A 17,204-nucleotide genomic window follows, 5' to 3' on the forward strand; every position below is an offset into this window, starting at 1 on the left:
GACCCGGTCCAGGAGGCAAGTCCTTCTGGGCCCCTCTCGCTGATCAGACACGGAAGGTTCCAGGCATGTTCAAAACCACCACCGCGCTTGCGTTCGCAGGCACTCTGCTCGCCACCTTCGCCGCGCAGGCTCAGGGTTCTAACGATAAGACGCCGGGGATCTCCCTCGATGGCGTCAGCGGCTTCAGCGCCGAAGGTCTTCTGCAGCAGGACGTCGCGGGACAGGATGGACAGCCGATCGGCGAGGTCATCAACTTCGAGATCGCAGACAATGGGTCGATCACGCGCGTCATCATCAACTCTGATGGCTTCCTTGGCGTCGACGAGACCGTGATCGCGGTGCCGTTCAGCGCGATCGACCTCACGCCGCAGATGCCCGGCATTCGCGCCGACATCGAAGAAGACGATACGGACAGCTACTCGATCTTCGGGCCGAACAAGGCAGACGCCGCGAAGAAGTCGAGTTATCGCGTCTCGGCCCTGCTAGGCGACGATGTCAAGCTGAAGCACGGCTCGGACTACGGCTATCTCACCGACTTGGCCTTCGATCAGCAGGGTCATGTCAAAGCCGTTGTCGTGCAACCGGATGTCGCATTCGGCGCTTCCGGCTACTATGCCTTTCCCTTTGACGGAGATACTGTGGCTGGATCAACCGTTAATCCTTATGCGGCAACGCTTTCGCTGCCCTACGACAGCGACGGCATCCGGAAGGCTGTCTCGATCGACTATGAAGGCTTTCGTGATGGAGGCGTCCTCGGCTCCTGAGCATTCGTGCTTCGCCGGCCACGTAAGGGCGTGAGAACGCCTGCCTCGCGCGGTCGGCTTCCCCCGGCTGTCACAACTAGCCAATAAGGAGATAACATGATCGACTGGAAACGTACCCTCACGGCCACTGTCGCCTCCATCGCCCTATCGGCACCGGCGCTTGCCGCGAACAACGCTTCCGAAGGGGCCTCCGGCAGTTCGTCGTCGAGCGCCGCCCCCTCTATCACATTCGAACAGGCCGATAGCGACAAGAGCGGCGGCCTCGACGGAAATGAGCTGGCAAGCGCGCTTTTCACGTCCGTGGACACCGACGGAAGTGCCACGCTGGAAGAGCAGGAATACGCGCACGAGAACCCGATGTTCGGCGAAGTCGACCTGTCGAGCTACGACGCCAACGGCGACGGCGGGGTTGACCGGGACGAGTTCGAGAAGAGCTACCTAGAGGCAGCAACCTTCAAGAACTCCGACAAGGACGGGAACGGCATGGTTTCGTCCGACGAATATATGGCAATGTACACCGGCTACTGACACGCTTGTTGCATAGTCGCTCGAACGTCCCTCCAACGACAATCGGCTTCGTCTGGAAAAGCCGGGACAGATGAAGGGACGTTCCCGTGCCTTTCTGGACCAGGCGGCACCTCTGCCGCGGCGTTACCCCTGCTGGCGAGCATATTCCGCCGTGCAAGATCGGAGGCCGATCGCAGTGCGCTGGGATATGCGCCCCATTGGACGAGCCTGCCGCCCTGCGCTTCAGCCGGCCATTCCACCGAAAACAAGCTGACGCCAAGACGTCGGAATTCAGGGATGAGATGAGTTTGCCTTCGATGTCCATAGGAGCGGACCGGACAAGGAAGCCTGTGACAGGCGGCGATCACGATCGCATCGCGGCGATCTGCGGCATCATAGGCTTTGTCGGGGCGGTGGCTGCCGTTCTGACCGACTTGATCGCCATGTTCATCGTCGACCGATACAGCCCGATCAGCGAAACCATCAGCGCCCTTGCCGTCGGCCAGGCCGCCTGGATCCAGGACTGCGGTCTGTACGCCTTCGCTATTGCATGCGCGTCCTGCGGCGTTGGTTATTTCCGCTGGTGGCAAGGCGGTTATGCCTGGCCTGCAGCGGGAGGCCTTCTCATCCTCCTCGGCGTCGATGTCGGGGTCATCGCCTACTTCAACCAGTACGCCGGAACCACCAACGTCGGCGCCGATATCCATTCGAATGCGACGTATGTGCTGGCGGCGATGTTCCTCCTTGCCACACTTCTGTCGGGACCCGGTCTGCGACGGATCCGACGGTCGTTCGGCCGCTTCACCGTCGTTCTTGGCGTGGCATGGCTTATTCTCGCGCCAGTGTTTCTCCTCGTGCCGACCGGGTGGGACGGGGCATACGAGCGATTCCTCGGGCTGATGTTGGTCGTGTGGGTAGGGTTTGTCTCATGGCTCCTGATGCAAGGAGAGCTTGATCAGGCGCGCGGCTCGAAACCACGTTGTTCATAAATCAAGGATCATGCACATGATGCTTGCCCATCATTAGCGGGCAGGAGGCTCCGGCCGAGGGGCTCCCTTCAGGGATACGGTTGGATGCCTTGCCGGGCGGGCTGCCGGGGCCATCACCCCGACTGTTCTGGCCGCGATGGAGAGGGCGGATTTAACGGGAGAGCCGCATTGTCGTGGAGCAACTCAACGCCTGCTGCGGTTTGGTGAGTGGGAGCAAATGGCAGGATTGTTCCTGCTCCTCAGCGCGGCATACCAAGCTCCAAGGATGGAGCCTGAATATAAGTGTAGTGGCGATGGCGTGCGCATGATATTATTACTATTACGTCGACGGCTCAGTCATGTTTGACGGCGTTCTGCCGAGCAATGGCTCGCTCCGCGAGTCTCCGGCCCCCTTTAGGGGCTTTTATGTCAAAAAAAGTGATTGTGCATTTCGAAGCGGCGAGCACACTTGCTGTGGTGGTGTCATCGAACGAACCGCTGCTTTTCCTCTCCGAAGACCAAAAGATCCTGGCCGCGAGCGCATCGTTCTGTCGGACATTTGCAATCGATCCGGCAACCGTGTCCGGTAAACGCCTTGGCGACCTTGGAACCGGCGAATGGGCGATGCCCAAACTCGCCTCCCTGCTGAAGGCTACCGCATCGGGAAGCGCGCGGATCGAGGCGTACGAAATCGATCTCGAGAGACCAAGCCAGAAAACTCGCAATCTGGTTGTCAATGCCCGTACGCTGGATGACGGCGACAAAAAACACATTCGCCTTCTGCTGGCTGTAGCCGACGTGACCGATGCGCGCGCCGAGGCCCGCGAGAAAGATGATCTAATACGCGACAAGGCCACTCTGATGCGGGAAGTCCAGCACCGGGTCGCGAACAGCCTCCAGATCATAGCGAGCGTTCTCATGCAGAGCGCTCGCCGGGTCCAATCAGAAGAAGCCCGGGGGCATCTCCAAAACGCCCATCATCGAGTGATGTCGATCGCCACCTTGCAGCGGCAGCTCTCAGTATCTACCGGCGGGAAAGTCGAACTCCGCGCGTATTTGATCCAGCTTTCCCAGAGCCTTGCTGTGTCAATGATCGCGGACCCTGGCCGGCTCTCCATAGGGGTGAACGTTGACGACAGCGCCGTGGGCGCGGATGTTTCCATAAGCCTGGGCCTTATCGTCACAGAACTTGTGATCAACGCTCTCAAACACGCATTCCCTGATCAGCGCTCGGGCAAGATTTTGATCGCCTACGGCTCGTCAGGCAAAGACTGGTCTCTGTCGGTTACTGACAATGGCATCGGCATGCAGGTGGCAGGCGCTCCTCCAAAGGCGGGACTAGGCACCGGAATTGTCGAGGCGCTTGCCAAGAACCTGCTGGGCGAAATCCAGTTGAGTGATGCAGGTCCCGGTACCGCTGTGACAATCAGTCATCGAGAAGATGCCGATAATTCCACTATCCTTCTGACGGCCGCATAGTAATTTAATGGTTCCTACACAGCACGATTTAGTTTTTCGTTCCAAAAAAACTGAGTAGATTATGAATAATGGTAATTCGGTTGTCCTTGTGGTCGAAGATGACCCGATCATTCTGATGGGAGCCGTCGACCTCGTTATCTCAGCTGGTTACGAAGCCCTCGAGGCGAGCAATGCGGATGAGGCAATTCGTATCCTAGAGTTGCGATCCGACGTGGATCTCGTTTTTACTGATATTGAGATGCCGGGAACGATGGATGGCATCAAATTGTCCCACTACATCCGCGATCGGTCGCCACCGGTAAAACTGCTTATTGCCTCTGGAAAAGCGATTATCGAGGAAACTTGTTTACCAGAGGGAAGCAGGTTCTTCTCGAAGCCGTATGATGAACATTCCATCAGAGATGCAATGGCCAAACTTCTCGTTGCCGACGACTCATTCATCGGTAATGAACGTGGCTGCTAACTCAATGAGGCCCGCCATGGATCTCATCAACTTTCACGGGTGAGGAAACACCGCTCTTCAATAAGAGCGGAAAACCGCGCGCCTGCCGCGAAAGCCCTTTCTCAGATTCAGATAGTTGCAAGCGATCCGCGTACTGCGGTCATCTGGACTGTCATTACATACGCGCCGGCTTAACCAATCTCGCGCCCTTCGGAGTGCCCCCACCATGCGCCCTGCGCCAATTTCCATTGATGAGAAAGAGCGCCTAAACGCCGTCGCCGAATACCAGACCGGCATCGAATCCATCAGCGCCGATCTCGACCGGATTGCTCTTCTTGCCTCAAGCGTGTTCCAGGTGCCAATGGGGCTGGTGTCGTTCGTCGAACGGAACCGGCAGGTGTTCTTGGCCAAGGTCGGTCTCGAAGCTTGTGAAACGGATCGGGAAATTTCCTTCTGTGCCCATGCCATCCATGGCGCCGACATCTTTGTCGTCCTCGATGCCTCGCTGGATCGGCGGTTTGACGACAATCCTCTGGTAATTGGTGCACCACATATACGCTTCTATGCGGGGGCGCCGTTGACAGTACGGAATGGGCAAACGATTGGGACGCTCTGCATCGTTGACACCCAGCCGCGCGCGAGCTTCTCGGATGGCGACAAGGTTCTTTTGTCAGAACTGGCAGCTGTCGTTCTCGACAAGCTGGAACTCCACCGGATGAAAGTTGCCCGAGAGGAAAGCCACGCACGATTCGTTGCGGCTGCTGAGGCGTCGCCGGATGGGATTTTGTGTACTGACGGCAGTGGTATCATCACCTTTTGGAATACCGCCTGCGAGCTGATGTTCAATCGCCCGTCCGAGGAGGCCCTGGGTCACCCCATTACCATCATCATGCCATCCAAATCGGCCGAGGAGCCAAGACTGAAAGTTATTGGAGACGGATCAGAGCTTTTGGTTGGAAGGAGTATCGAACTCACTGCGGCGAGGCGTGATGGAGCCGAGTTTCCAATCGAGTTGACGCTGACCGAGTGGCGGGATGGAGCCCTGTCGAGCTTCGGCTGTATCGTCCGTGACGTCACCGAACGGCGCGCGAACGAAGAGCGCCTCTTCAAACTTGCCCATTTCGACGCGCTCACGGGACTGCCGAACCGCGCCGTCCTCAAGGCGCGCCTGGATGCCATCGGCAAGAACTCGGAGGCTGCTTGCGTTCTCAGCATCGATCTTGATGACTTCAAAGAGGTGAATGACACGCTGGGACACTTGGTCGGCGACGCTCTGCTTAACTCGGTGGCGGGTCGGCTCGTGGCCTGCACACGGCCGATTGATACCGTTGCCCGAATAGGCGGCGATGAATTCGTCATGCTGCTGCCAGGCGTCGGGGATCCAGTTCAGGCCGCGGTGGTTGCCGACCGGGTCATCGCAGCCGTGGCGGAAGTTTTCGTATTTGAGGGTCAGTCGGTCAATGTCAGCGCCAGCGTCGGCTTTGCCATCCATCCGACCTTTGGCCAAGACTCGGGCGACCTGATCTCCAACGCCGACCTTGCCCTCTATCAGGCTAAGGCGGAGGGCAGACACTGCCGCAGGATGTTTATGCCAGCACTGCGTGATCGAGCCGTGCAGCGGCGCACCCAGGACTTCGAGCTGCGGCTCGCCTATGAAAGGGGCGAGTTCGAACTCTTTTACCAGCCCCAGGTTCGTTTGGCGGATGGGGCGCTATTGGGTGCGGAAGCGCTTCTGCGGTGGCGGCATCCGACCCTTGGTATGTTGGCTCCGGCATCCTTTCTGCCAACCTTGGATGCAGGGCCCCTGGCCGCTTCCGTCGGCAATTGGGTTCTCACCAAGGCCTGCGAGCAAGGGGCACACTGGCGCCGTCACGGCGCGCCTGCATTCCGCGTTGGCGTGAACCTTTTTGGCGCGCAGTTCCGGACGGACAGCCTCAGCGAACGCGTAAGGTCGGTGCTCGTTGCCACGGGCCTGCCTCCCACGGCTCTCGAATTAGAGATTACCGAGAACATTATCCTGCGACATGACGGCGAGATGACCGTACCGCTCCAGGAGTTGAAGGAACTGGGCGTGGGAATCGCTTTCGACGACTACGGCACCGGTTACGCATCGCTCAGCATGCTGAAATCGGTGCCACTGACGAAACTCAAGCTCGACCAGAGCTTCGTGCGCGGGATGTGCACCTCGGCCGAAGACGTCGCCATCGTGTGCGCAGTCCTCTATCTTGGGAGAAGCTTTCGTCTCGCCGTCATCGCTGAAGGAGTGGAAAATGAGGCTCAGCGCGACATCCTTGCCCATAAGGGCTGCCAAGAGGCACAAGGCTATCTCTTCGGCCGTCCGATGTCGGTCGAAGACTTTGAACGGCGATACGCTCTAGGATCTGTTGTACGAGATCAACAATCAGTGGTGGTATAACGCGGCGATAACGACGTTCGGGTGACACCCTTGGCGAGCAGCACCGCCTGCTCGTGACTGTGGGCCACGTAGCGCGCCGACGAGGCATAGCGCTTCGGAAACTCCCGCCATTCCGTGATGAATTTGAGGAGCTCGCCTATCTCGTCGAGCGGGTGCCGCAGGCGGGCTGTGAATCGGCGCCGGGGTCCGACGCCGATCGGCGTGGGGTCACACTGGTAAGCGTTTGAAATAGCAGCGGAGCGTACCATGAAGCAGGGTCATAGCGCCGCGCCGAACCACACAGAAAGCCGCTCCTCGTTCATCGTGGCCAGGAACGCTTCGGCTTCCGCCTCGATCGTTTCGGCCAGCAGCCGGCGGTGGCCCTCGCGCAGCACGCTGGTCAGAGGATCCTCCACGTCTTCGGGATGTTGAAAGACAACAACGGTGCTATCTGTACTCATGGCGTATCACTCTCCTCGAGAGGTTCTGGCAGGCTCAGCACCCGCCTCGATACGCCGCCCTCATCATGCAGTCATCACCCACATTCCGCCGTAGCTCGATGGCAGCGGAGGGTGGAATCAGTCGGCAGCAGGAGCAGCCGGCTCTGCTTCCATCGCGTCCACAAGCGCCGACGCACAAGCCCGAGCGACCTCGGCTTGGAATCTCTCCTTCACGTTGGGGACCCAGCCGGCTTCAATGACGAAATCATCGTGCTGCCAGGAGCTCTCTTCCACCAAGAGGGCGATCTGCTCCGGCTGCTTCTCTGCTCTGGCGACGCAAAGCGGCGTGAATGCAGATACGATTGCAGTCTCAGCCCCTGCCGAGACCATCTCTTCGGCCGTCCCGCCGGTCACCCAGCCTCCCCAAAAAAAACCTACTACCATTGCAGCGATGGCGCCGCCGACGGCACCCCAAACTGCGGGCTTTACCCATTCACGATTCGCCATGATGAACCTCCCTTTTTGAATAATTAGAATTCCATTTAATCACGATCAGCAGATTTCATGCAACCTTCGTTGCAACTAGAATATCATTTCGGCATGCGCACGGCAGAAATTTAGATCATCACGGAACCGTTTCATGGGATGAAGCTTGGGTATCTTGGGGTTGACTTTGATGTCAATCGGCTGCGCATGTTGACCCCGTCAACCTCAACGCGTTCAACGACATATCACGCCCGATCGGCGCGGAGATCCCGCGCCGATACACACTGCTGACTAATCAATACTCGGCTTGGGAGAGGCGGAATTCTTTGAGATGACGGCTCCGGTTCGCTCAGCAGCAGTTGGCCCGCGCCAGAACGAACATTCCGGTCCAAATCCCGGATATGGGCTAATGCGGACCTGCACGCCGCTGTACTCGGCAGAAGCCGCGTGGTCGAGAGACTTCTTCGCTCTTGCAAATGTGTCAGTCAAAGCTGTTTTTGCCGCATCTCCAGGAAGGCCTGCCAGTCCCACCAGCGCGCCGCTGCATAGCAGTCGATATTCCTCAGCAGAGTTCTCCAGAATCGGGCGCACTGCTAACGAAAACTCGGTCGCCTCGAGCCAGTGGCCGTTGACGACCCTGCTGCAGAACAATGGGTTGTCACAGGTGGTTACAACCTCTTCGCGCCCAGTGAACGCAGCAATGCCTCGAACAGCATCGCGCATGGTGTCCGGAGCTGCGGCAGACGCGGACGCCGCTCCTATGAAAGAAAATCCAATCAGGCAAAGTAGCATTCGCATCGAGGGTACCTCAAACTTATTTCTGGAGTTTGCAGAATTATTCCGAAATGCGTTGAGCGCCGCAGAGAAATACAAGGTACGCTGCCCGCAGCCATTCTTCAACCGACGGAAGATCAGACCGGGTACGATCAACCGCCGCTTAACGGATTAGCAGCTACGAGGAAGGATGAGACTGAAGCAGAAGCACTCTCGGCCACTGCTGCACATCGCGGTGGCCATGGCGGGTCTGATGGTGATGACGCCGTCGACCCAAGCCCGAACGGAACTGCCGCTTCCCAGGTTCGTATCGTTGAAGGCTTCCGAAGCGCACGTGCGCCGTGGACCCGGTCTCCACTATCCCATTCTCTGGACCTATGTGCGGAGCAGAATCCCCCTTGAGATCTATCAAGAATTTGGAAACTGGCGCCGCATCCGCGGAGCAGATGCGAAGACCGGCTGGATATACGGAGCGCTGTTGTCCGGCGAGCGTACGGCGACCGTGGCACCCTGGATGACAAGGGCGGTGCCGCTGCACAGTGGGCGCTCATCTCAAAGCGGTCTTGTGGCACGTCTGGAGCCCGGCGTGCTTCTCCAGGATCTCTCGTGTGACGGAACATGGTGCAGCGTCGCTCTCACACGGCACGACATGTCCGGATATATCGAGCAGTCATCCCTCTGGGGCGTCTACCCCGGTGAGAAGCTGAAGAATTATGCACATAACGCTTGCCCCCGCTGCGCCAACGGGTTAGCCTGTGCATAATATACGTGCACAATGATGACCCGCCCCGAACCCTTCACTTATGGCTATGCCCGCGTCTCCACCGACGGGCAGACCCTCGAGGCCCAAGTCGCCCAGCTCGAGCGGGCGGGGGCCTCCCGCGTGTTCCAGGAGAAGGTCAGCGGCGCCAAGCGCGAGCGCGCGCAGCTGACCAGACTGCTCGCCACCCTCAATCCTGGCGATGTCGTCCTCGTCACCCGCCTCGACCGGCTGGCCAGGTCGACGGTGGATCTCCTCAACATCCTCGGCACCATCGCCGATAAGGGCGCGGCGTTCCGCTCCCTCACTGACACCTGGGCCGACACCACCACCGCCCACGGCCGCCTGACGCTGACCGTGCTCGCCGGTCTGGCTGAATTCGAGCGTGAGCTGATCCGGGTGCGCACCGGCGAGGGCAGGGCCCGCGCCAAGGCGCGCGGGGTCAAACTTGGTCCGCATTTCAAGCTGACCCCGCACCAGCGCCAGGAGGCACTGCGCCGGCGCGAGGCCGGCGAGGAGACATTGACCGAGATCGCCCGCAGCTACAATGTCAGCCACTCGACGATTTCGAGGCTGAAGCCATGATGCAGCAGCTCGACCTGATTGACTGGCTCGCCGGCCAGGACCCGGCAACAGGTCCCGCGGACGCGGAGACTGCCGTGCTGCTGCAGCGGATCGATCCTGCCCGTAACATGGCCCGCTACTACGCCTTCACGGTCGAGCGCACGCTGTTCGGCGAGTACGCGCTGGTCCGCCGCTGGGGACGCATCGGTAGCCGCGGCAGCGGCCAGATGCAGTCGACCGTTTTCGCCTACGAGGGCGATGCCACTTTGGCACTCGACCGGCAGCGTCGCGCCAAGGTGAGGCGAGGATATGCCGCCTGAGCGGCGGCAATCGCGTCAGCCGATTGTCAATGCCGCGTGAATTCCGTCCGGTAGCGACAGCCGATGACCGTCCGCATGGTCGATCAGCTACATGAAATTGCGCCACGTTAGGTTCATGTCGGCGCAGATGCTCAGGGCGTCTTGCGGTATGTCGGTGCGCCTGGATCAATTCTAAGTCGCAGGTCCGAGGATCTGCGGCTTTGTTCAGAACGGTTGCCCGTCACATGGTGCCGATCGTCACCTTCTGTTTCGGCAGCAGCTCCGAATAGGCGAACCTGCCCACAGGGCGGCAATCGTCGGTGAACATCCGGGCTTCTACCCGCCCCGCGACAGCACGCCTCGATTGCTGAGCTCTGGTCGGCGGGGTAGCATTCCCCATCGGAGGGGCGATGACCAAGACACAAACCGAAGACGCGATCGATGCTGCAGTGGGCCGTTGTATCCGGACATTCCGCCTCGCGCGCGGCATGAGTCAGGCAGATTTGGCACGAGTGCTGGGGGTGACCTTTCAGCAGGTTCAGAAATACGAGAAGGGCACCAACCGCATCAGCGCCAGCCGGCTGCAGCAGACGGCCGAACTGTTTGAACTGCCGGTTGCCGCGTTCTTCGACAACTCCAGCGCTTCCGAGATCGATGACGGCGGTCTCACGCATTTCGTCTCCACACGGACTGGCAACGCCCTCAATCGGGCCTTTGCAAGGATCTCCGACCGTGAAGTGCGCCGCGGCCTGATCGGCTTGGTTGAAGCGTTGGCCAAGGATGCATCCACTGGCTGATCGCGAGCGGTCGCTCGTGTCAATGCCGCGTGAATTTTGGTTCTCCCGCACTTTGTGTGGAGCGGCAGGAAGCCCATTTCCAGCACTCAGCAATAACCCGTCTGGTAACAGCAGATCTGGCAAGCCAGGCAGGCGGAGGTGAACGCGCCCTCAATGCGCGCCATAGAAAGCCGGAGCCTGCCACTCGGCCGATCAGGCCGAGGCCATCAGCGAAAAGTCTGAAGCGGCGTAGCGCTCTCCACCACCATCACGCGCCCTGCAATACGCATAGCACCGCCTGGCTGCGACGCTGGGGGATCAGCAGGGGTGTTCTCCAGGTCGGTCAGTCGGACCCATTGGGCGCACCCGTCTGGCTCCGTCGATAGGCATGCGAAAATCATCGTGACGTGAAACAGCCGCGCGAAAGTTTCCACCCGTCGACAGCGCCTTGGCCTTCACATCAAAGGCCAGAAGATCAAGGCTGGGTACCCCCACCAGGAAGTCCGGCCGCTCGATGTTGCCGCGCCGGGGCGCGCGCAACGTCATCGGCGATTTTTCGACATAGAGGTGTGGCACAGTGAAGCAGTCCAGTCAGGCGTGGATGGGGGCTGCGGTGACACGGCCGCAGCGACCCTGTCCCGGGCGCACAAGACGCAAAAAGGTGCTGGCGCTCGTACGCATGCCAAGACAATGGGAGAGATGTTCGGCGGCTTCGCGCTGAGAAGGTGTCGCTGGACTTCCCGTAGCTGGCGGAGCGACGGGCGAATGGTCGGGAAGAGCCTACAGGGGCTCAATGAAGGTCCACCGTCCGCACGAAAGGTTCCTGCAGGCGAACCGGCGCATCAGGATCCGCAGACAGACCCCGCAAGAAGGCCCAGCGGGGCTGAGATTCCCGCCGGGCCTTCGCTGCGGATGTGGCGGCACCGCAGCACTAGCGTCATCAGGGTCGAAGTTAGCCTTGGAGGCTTGCACGAAGCTTGGCTGGGCTGGTCGGACGAGCCTGCGATGACGTTGGATGAGTTTAAACGGTGACCACAGAACTCTCGCCGAACGGCCCGACGGGGAGAGCATATCGAACCCGTCGGGCCTCACGCGCGCGGGAGAGTTTACCTCACGCAGCGTAATAAAACATTATTAACGCAAGGGAATCAAGGCTGCGAGCAGCCTGCAGTGTTTTGATAGGAAAATGAAAGAAGCCTAGGGACCTGAATTTCCACCGGGCCCACGCGGCGAAAAAGAACGTCCAAAGCATTTGTACTACTACTTGTAGAAAAATCCTTTCCAAACTCGAGTCAGCCTTGTGCACGTTAGGTCGATGATCGCCAGGTGATCAGCGGCATCCTGCACGTGCTCAAGATCGGCGGTCGCTGGCAGGCCCGTGTGCATTATTGGGACATGGATTCACGGTAGGGCGTCGGTCAGGAGCGGCATGAGGCCGTCCGCACCAAGATTGAGCTGGTCGGACCAGACGTAGTCTCCGGTGAGGTTGATGCGATCCCAACCGAGAGGCGAGAGCCTCGCCTGCAGGGCCGGGTCTATCGACCGGCCCTGGCGCCGTAGTTCATCGATAGCTCGGCTGAGATAGCGGCAGTTGAACAGAATGATCGCGGCGGTGACTAGGTTGAGAGCGGCCGCACGCGTTGTCCGGTTTTCCAGACCGCGGTCACGGAAGCGGCCGAGACGATGGAATGCGACAGCGCGCGCCAGGCTGTTGCGCGCCTCGCCCTTGTTGAGCTCGGCAGTGACCGTGCGGCGCAGTGCCGGGTCCTCGAACCAGCGCAGCGTGAACAGGGTGCGCTCGATGCGGCCGACCTCGCGCAGTGCCGCGGCCAAGCTGCTCTGCTGGCGATAGGCCGCCAGCTTCCTCAGGATCAGCGACGGCGTCACGGTTCGATCCCGCATCGCCCCGATCACCGGCTCGATCTCTGACCAGTGCCCGACGATCAGCTCTCGGTTGAGCCGGCGACCGAACAGCGGCGCGAGCCTGCCGTAGCGCCGGGGCGGCTCGAAGGCGTAGAGGCGGCGATCTGATAACCGGGGAATGCGCGGCTCGAAGCGAAGGCCGATGAGATGCATGACGGCGAAGACGATGTCGGAGACGCCGCCGCCATCGACATGCAGCGCGGTGAGGTCGACGTCGCTGTCGTGGCCGAGGATGCCATCGAGGGCATGGATGGCCTCGCCCGCCGTTCCGGCGATGACGGTCTGGTGCAGTGGGGCGTAGCGATCGGTGACGGTGGTGTAGATCTTCACCACGGGATCGCGCCCGTAGTGGGCGTTCACCGCGCCGCCAGCTTCGCCGGGACCGCCGAGATAGTAGGCCTGCCCGTCGGCAGACGCGTTGTGACCTGGACCGAACCAGGCTGCCAGGGGCTCGGCATGGATGGCGTCGGTGAGACAGGCGAGCGCCGCGCGGAACGTCTCCTCGCGCATATGCCAGGTTTGCATCCGCAGAAGAACGCGCCGAGAGGCGGCGCCACAGACCTCGGCCATACGTGCCAGGCCGAGATTGGTGGCCTCCGCGATCAACGTGGCGAGGAAGGCGCGTTCGTCAGTCGGCGGGAGACCCGTGGAGACGTGGCCGAAGTGGTCGACGAAACCGGTCCAACGGCTGACCTGCGATAGGACGTCGGTGATGCGCGTCGTCGGTACCATGCCGTAGCAGGCCAGGGCGAGCGGCCTTGCATCGTCATGGTCTCCCGCGTTCCCGTCCTTGGGAAAGCGCAGCCGATCGCCGGCAAAGAGAGCAGGATCGCGGCCGCCGAGATTGCTGGCGACCTCGCGCAGCGCCTGGTCGAGCCGCGCAGACCGCTCTTCCAGCCAGGCATGAGGATCGCCGAGCGAGAAAGCCTGTCGCGGCGAAGCGCCGGGCGGCGCGGCGAGCATCACGCCGAGAGAACGATGCGTCCGGGAGGACGGAACCCAGATAGCTCCAGACGCCAAGGCGTCGGCGAGCGCGCTGTAGGTCGCCAGTTCCCAATGCGTGCGATCGATCTCGCCGTTCACCATGACCTGACGGAGCCAGCGCCGCTCGATATGGTCGAGCGGTATGTGCGACGGCAACGGCTTGCGCCCGTCACCGCCCTGAGCCGATAGAGTTGTCATTGCCTGACGAAGGGCAGCGGTGCTGGGCCGGCCCTGGAAGTCGAAGCCCCGCAGGAAGACGGGTCCCACCCGTTTGAATGTCCGATGCTCCGCCGCAATCTCCTCCAGTACGTCGCCTTTGTGAGGTGAGGCGGAACGACGAATGATGCTGGCATCGGCGTCAATCGTCTCCAGCGGTGCGATCGCCTGCACCGCAAGCGTGATATCGGCGCCTGAACGCGCCGCCCGGGTCATCGCCTCGAGGACGTTCGCCACGCGCACCAGCCGCTCCCGTCCCTCGCGTCCGGACGCTGCGACCCGTTGCTCGAGCCGTTTGCGAGCACGAAGATGGGCGCGGCCTACCAGCGCGTCGAACATCGCGATCGCCGCGTCGGTCAGCGTGGCTTCCATCTCGCGCAGCGTAGCGACGAGAACGACGCGGCGGCGGATCGGGCGCATCTGCTGGAAGGCCTGCGCGGTGTAGCGGACGCCTTCACGAGCGAACTGGGTGAGGCGTGGTTCGTGTCGGGGCCCGACGGAAGTGTCTATTGCTCCTGTCTGGCGGATCGCCTCGACCTTCTCCAGGATCTCGCTCAGCGAAGCGGACGAGACGCGTGGTGTCGGCTCACGCAGCCAGGACAGGCGGCTCTGGCGCTCGTGCACCTTATCGTCGATCAAGGCGTCGAGACGCACTCGCATGTCGCCCTCGAGACTGGCATCGATCGTGGCGACAAACGCGGCGTCGGCCCGGTGCATCGCCTCGGCCGCCATGCGCTCGACGACGCTGATGCCGGGGATGACGATGCAGCGGGAGCGCATCTCGGCCAGCAGGCGGTCGAGGAGAACGCGGCCATCAACGATGGTCTCGGCTTCCCGCGTCAGCCATGTCATCAGCTCGGCGCGCAGCGGACGGCTGAGATCGCTGAATCCGAAGCGGGCTTTGATGGCGGCGAGTTGATCGTAGCGCGTCGGAGTACGTCGCGCGAAGTCGGCGATGACATCGGTTTCGACCCCGACCTGTTCTGCGATATGGTCGAGCATGGCTGCCGGCATCAGCTCGCCCCGACGAAGATGGCGGCCCGGATAGCGCAGGGCACAGAGCTGGAGGGCGTAGCCAAGCCGGGTTGCCGGCGTGCGCGCCGTCGCGACAGCAGCTAGGTCGTTCGCATCAAGGGCGTAGTGGCGAACCACCATCGTCTCACTGCCCGGCAGGGCGAGCAGGTCCGCGCGCTGTCTCTTGGTCATGGGTATGTGTCCTGGCACGTCCGGCCTCCAAAAATCTCTTGCCTTTCGGCGTTGAAATGAAAGAGGATTATGAAAGACGGAATGTGGCGCAATGCCGTGAGGACGTTTCATCCTCCGGATACGGCCGTTTGTGAAAGAGCCAGCGTGAGCCATCCTCCCTACCTGATCGGCTATGCCCGCATCTCGAAAGGCGACGATCAGTCGAACGCGGCTCAGCGCCGCGCGCTCGACGCTGCCGGATGCCGGCGTGTCTTCGAAGAGACCGCCAGTGGCGGGCGCTGGGATCGACCGAAGCTGCAGGAAATGATCGGACAATTGCGCGAGGGCGACGTGGTGGTCGTCTGGAAGCTTGATCGTCTCTCACGCAGCCTGAAGGACCTGCTGCACATCATGGAGCGTATCGAACTCGCCGGCGCCGGCTTTCGCTCACTCACCGAAGCGATCGACACGACCACGGCCGCTGGCCGGATGATGATGCAGATGGTGGGTTCCTTCGCCGAATTCGAACGGGCCATGATCCGCGAGCGTACCTCCGCCGGGCTCGCCCAAGCGCGCGCCGAAGGGCGCATCGGCGGGCGCCGGCGCAAGCTTGGCGAGAAACAGCGCCGCGAGATCGCCGAGTCAGTCCTCTCGGGCCGTAAGTCCGGTGCCGAGATGGCCCGGCTCTATGGCGTCAGCGAACCCACCGTCTCACGCATCGTTGCCGCGTTCCGGCAGAGTCCGATCGCCCTTGGAGGCCCCTTCCATGAACAGCGGACATGAACTTGCCGGCCTGATGAAGTTCGTTGGCCGCCCGGAATGGGCGGAGGCGTTCGAGGACGTTCTCGCTGAGCACTTCGCCATGGCGCTCGAGGCCTTCGATCTCGACTATGACGAAATCCCGGACCTGCTTGGGGAGCACTGGGCCGGGACGCTGTGGGGCTGTGCTTTCGAGGACTTCCTGACACGCAGGGGCGGCCCGACCGGTCGCAATCTTGTTGAGGACTACCTGAAGCGCCGCGGCTGGAAGGAAAGCGCTCAAGGTAGACGCTACATGGCGGCTCTCCGGTCCTCCTTCATGAGCCTCTACGAGGTCAGCGACATCGTGCCAGGCGCGTCCTTTCGGGCGCGTGATCTCATCCTGGGCGGCGAGCCGCGTCTCGTCCACGAGAAGAGCGCGACGCAGTCCCTGAAGCCCTGGGACAGGATCGGCGCACGCTTGGTCGATCTTGGCGAGCGCACCGTCATTGGCGGCGGACTGCTGCCCTTCGGCCCCGAGGCGTCCGACGCGATACTGCGCGGACTGCGCGGCGATGAGGCGGATGATTTCGGACAAGCCGAACCGACGCCTCCGATCGACGAAGAGGCTCTGTGTCGCGCCGGGCCGCTCTTCACCACGGCCTGGCTGCTTGACGTCCTGCCGAGGGCGCTCGGGGAGATGCCGGCCATGGTGAACAGCGACGGCGAAGAACCGGTGTTCCACCAGTTCCGCTATCCACTGGCCAAGGGCATTCGGCAGAAGGATCTTACAGTCCTGCTGAACGCGACCGGCGTTCTGACGCCGGTGCGGACAAAGATCTGGGACTGGCTCGGCGAGCGACCGGACGGTGTCACGGCGGATAGCGATAGGGCGTCCGGCGCAGTCGCGGAAGCGATTAGGCCCGATGGCCGGATTATCCTGGGTCATGTCGAACTTGAGGGTCGGACCCTGATCCTCACAACCAATTCGGTTTCCCGCGCCGACCAGGCGACGGCCATGCTTCGAGAAGCTCTCGGCGATCGCATCCTTGAGCCGACGGTTCGGATAGAGACGCTCGACGACATGGCCGAAGAGGCGTTCCTCGACGACGACACCGATCTCGATGAAGACATGGAGATTCCGCCCGAGATCACCGCCTCTCTGGTGCATCGCCTCCTCGACGGACAATATCGCCGCACGCTCGATGAGCCGGTGCCAATGCTGGGGGGACTGTCTCCACGTGCCGCCGCAGCCAGCGACGTCCACCGCGTAAAGGCCGTGGACTGGCTCAAATACCTCGAGAACCAGTCCCGCAAGGCCCGAGATCCCACCGATCCCATGGCATCCTACGATTTCGGCTGGATGTGGAAGGAACTCGGCCTCGAAGACCTGCGACGCTGACTTCTACCGTGAATCCGTGCCCCAATAATGCACAGGGGCCTGGCAGCGACTGCCCAGCGGACACGATCCTTCCACGACGATCAATAACCGCTTCAACCTATG

16 protein-coding genes are annotated in these 17,204 nt (G+C 61.4%); 12 read left to right on the forward strand and 4 right to left on the reverse strand.

Features of this window, described 5'->3' with window-relative positions; all coding sequences use genetic code 11:
* The first annotated feature begins 65 nt into the window (after window positions 1–65).
* From LH400_RS00095 to LH400_RS00120, 6 genes are all read left to right on the forward strand, one after another.
* Window positions 66–764 (forward strand): PRC-barrel domain-containing protein, encoded by a 699-nt coding sequence (locus LH400_RS00095; RefSeq protein ID WP_229150620.1) that lies wholly within the window; start codon window positions 66–68, stop codon window positions 762–764.
* A 96-nt stretch (window positions 765–860) separates the two neighbouring features.
* A complete protein-coding gene (locus LH400_RS00100; protein ID WP_229150621.1) occupies window positions 861–1,292 on the forward strand; it encodes an EF-hand domain-containing protein in 432 nt (143 codons plus the stop codon).
* Between the two features lie 197 nt (window positions 1,293–1,489).
* Window positions 1,490–2,260, forward strand: coding sequence for a DUF998 domain-containing protein (locus tag LH400_RS00105; RefSeq protein WP_229150622.1), 771 nt, complete (start codon window positions 1,490–1,492; stop codon window positions 2,258–2,260).
* A 405-nt stretch (window positions 2,261–2,665) separates the two neighbouring features.
* Window positions 2,666–3,718: a sensor histidine kinase gene (locus LH400_RS00110; protein ID WP_229150623.1), complete on the forward strand. Its 1,053-nt coding sequence runs from the start codon at window positions 2,666–2,668 to the stop codon at window positions 3,716–3,718.
* A 61-nt stretch (window positions 3,719–3,779) separates the two neighbouring features.
* Window positions 3,780–4,181: a response regulator gene (locus tag LH400_RS00115; protein WP_229150624.1), complete on the forward strand. Its 402-nt coding sequence runs from the start codon at window positions 3,780–3,782 to the stop codon at window positions 4,179–4,181.
* A gap of 205 nt (window positions 4,182–4,386) precedes the next feature.
* Window positions 4,387–6,576: a putative bifunctional diguanylate cyclase/phosphodiesterase gene (locus LH400_RS00120; RefSeq protein ID WP_229150625.1), complete on the forward strand. Its 2,190-nt coding sequence runs from the start codon at window positions 4,387–4,389 to the stop codon at window positions 6,574–6,576.
* Between the two features lie 257 nt (window positions 6,577–6,833).
* On the opposite strand, the gene LH400_RS00125 is transcribed toward LH400_RS00120, so the two are convergent.
* The 3 genes from LH400_RS00125 to LH400_RS00135 all read right to left on the reverse strand — a co-directional run bounded on the left by LH400_RS00125 (window position 6,834) and on the right by LH400_RS00135 (window position 8,204).
* The gene (locus LH400_RS00125; RefSeq protein WP_229150626.1) at window positions 6,834–7,016 is read right to left on the reverse strand and encodes a hypothetical protein; all 183 of its coding nucleotides are present in this window, start codon (window positions 7,014–7,016) and stop codon (window positions 6,834–6,836) included.
* A 117-nt stretch (window positions 7,017–7,133) separates the two neighbouring features.
* Window positions 7,134–7,502, reverse strand: coding sequence for a hypothetical protein (locus LH400_RS00130; RefSeq protein WP_229150627.1), 369 nt, complete (start codon window positions 7,500–7,502; stop codon window positions 7,134–7,136).
* Window positions 7,503–7,772: 270 nt separating this feature from the next.
* The gene (locus LH400_RS00135; RefSeq protein WP_229150628.1) at window positions 7,773–8,204 is read right to left on the reverse strand and encodes a hypothetical protein; all 432 of its coding nucleotides are present in this window, start codon (window positions 8,202–8,204) and stop codon (window positions 7,773–7,775) included.
* A gap of 310 nt (window positions 8,205–8,514) precedes the next feature.
* Here LH400_RS00135 and LH400_RS26205 point away from each other — a divergent pair, with 310 nt between their 5' ends.
* From LH400_RS26205 to LH400_RS00150, 4 genes are all read left to right on the forward strand, one after another.
* The gene (locus LH400_RS26205; RefSeq protein ID WP_370638294.1) at window positions 8,515–9,018 is read left to right on the forward strand and encodes an SH3 domain-containing protein; all 504 of its coding nucleotides are present in this window, start codon (window positions 8,515–8,517) and stop codon (window positions 9,016–9,018) included.
* 12 nt (window positions 9,019–9,030) lie between these two features.
* Complete coding sequence (locus LH400_RS00140) at window positions 9,031–9,600, forward strand: recombinase family protein (RefSeq protein ID WP_229150629.1); 570 nt, start codon at window positions 9,031–9,033, stop codon at window positions 9,598–9,600.
* Complete coding sequence (locus tag LH400_RS00145; RefSeq protein ID WP_229150630.1) at window positions 9,597–9,899, forward strand: WGR domain-containing protein; 303 nt, start codon at window positions 9,597–9,599, stop codon at window positions 9,897–9,899. Before LH400_RS00140 ends, LH400_RS00145 begins: the two co-directional genes overlap by 4 nt.
* Window positions 9,900–10,288: 389 nt before the next feature.
* Window positions 10,289–10,675, forward strand: a complete 387-nt coding sequence (locus LH400_RS00150) for a helix-turn-helix domain-containing protein (RefSeq protein ID WP_229150631.1) — start codon at window positions 10,289–10,291, stop codon at window positions 10,673–10,675.
* 1,380 nt (window positions 10,676–12,055) lie between these two features.
* On the opposite strand, the gene LH400_RS00160 is transcribed toward LH400_RS00150, so the two are convergent.
* Window positions 12,056–15,136 carry a Tn3 family transposase gene (locus LH400_RS00160; RefSeq protein ID WP_229150632.1) on the reverse strand — a complete coding sequence of 1,027 codons (3,081 nt, stop codon included), beginning with the start codon at window positions 15,134–15,136 and terminating at the stop codon, window positions 12,056–12,058.
* Between LH400_RS00160 and LH400_RS00165 the strand changes: the two genes are divergently transcribed.
* Window positions 15,128–15,745, forward strand: coding sequence for a recombinase family protein (locus LH400_RS00165; RefSeq protein WP_229150645.1), 618 nt, complete (start codon window positions 15,128–15,130; stop codon window positions 15,743–15,745). The genes LH400_RS00160 and LH400_RS00165 overlap by 9 nt on opposite strands.
* Complete coding sequence (locus LH400_RS00170) at window positions 15,729–17,102, forward strand: hypothetical protein (RefSeq protein ID WP_229150633.1); 1,374 nt, start codon at window positions 15,729–15,731, stop codon at window positions 17,100–17,102. Before LH400_RS00165 ends, LH400_RS00170 begins: the two co-directional genes overlap by 17 nt.
* Window positions 17,103–17,204 lie beyond the last annotated feature (102 nt).

It is taken from the genome of Jiella soli, from assembly GCF_020615385.1.
In the GTDB taxonomy this organism is placed as follows: Bacteria; Pseudomonadota; Alphaproteobacteria; order Rhizobiales; family Rhizobiaceae; genus VKMB-3413.

Excerpts from the sequence above, each read along its gene's own strand:
- LH400_RS00125 (WP_229150626.1), bottom strand. The coding sequence starts at position 7,016 with ATGAGTACAGATAGCACCGTTGTTGTCTTTCAACATCCCGAAGACGTG.
- LH400_RS00110 (WP_229150623.1), top strand. The coding sequence starts at position 2,666 with ATGTCAAAAAAAGTGATTGTGCATTTCGAAGCGGCGAGCACACTTGCT.
- LH400_RS00095 (WP_229150620.1), top strand. The coding sequence starts at position 66 with ATGTTCAAAACCACCACCGCGCTTGCGTTCGCAGGCACTCTGCTCGCC.
- LH400_RS00160 (WP_229150632.1), bottom strand. The coding sequence starts at position 15,136 with ATGGCTCACGCTGGCTCTTTCACAAACGGCCGTATCCGGAGGATGAAA.
- LH400_RS00130 (WP_229150627.1), bottom strand. The coding sequence starts at position 7,502 with ATGGCGAATCGTGAATGGGTAAAGCCCGCAGTTTGGGGTGCCGTCGGC.
- LH400_RS00150 (WP_229150631.1), top strand. The coding sequence starts at position 10,289 with ATGACCAAGACACAAACCGAAGACGCGATCGATGCTGCAGTGGGCCGT.
- LH400_RS00135 (WP_229150628.1), bottom strand. The coding sequence starts at position 8,204 with ATGCGCGATGCTGTTCGAGGCATTGCTGCGTTCACTGGGCGCGAAGAG.
- LH400_RS00120 (WP_229150625.1), top strand. The coding sequence starts at position 4,387 with ATGCGCCCTGCGCCAATTTCCATTGATGAGAAAGAGCGCCTAAACGCC.
- LH400_RS00145 (WP_229150630.1), top strand. The coding sequence starts at position 9,597 with ATGATGCAGCAGCTCGACCTGATTGACTGGCTCGCCGGCCAGGACCCG.
- LH400_RS00170 (WP_229150633.1), top strand. The coding sequence starts at position 15,729 with ATGAACAGCGGACATGAACTTGCCGGCCTGATGAAGTTCGTTGGCCGC.
- LH400_RS00140 (WP_229150629.1), top strand. The coding sequence starts at position 9,031 with ATGATGACCCGCCCCGAACCCTTCACTTATGGCTATGCCCGCGTCTCC.
- LH400_RS00100 (WP_229150621.1), top strand. The coding sequence starts at position 861 with ATGATCGACTGGAAACGTACCCTCACGGCCACTGTCGCCTCCATCGCC.
- LH400_RS26205 (WP_370638294.1), top strand. The coding sequence starts at position 8,515 with ATGACGCCGTCGACCCAAGCCCGAACGGAACTGCCGCTTCCCAGGTTC.
- LH400_RS00115 (WP_229150624.1), top strand. The coding sequence starts at position 3,780 with ATGAATAATGGTAATTCGGTTGTCCTTGTGGTCGAAGATGACCCGATC.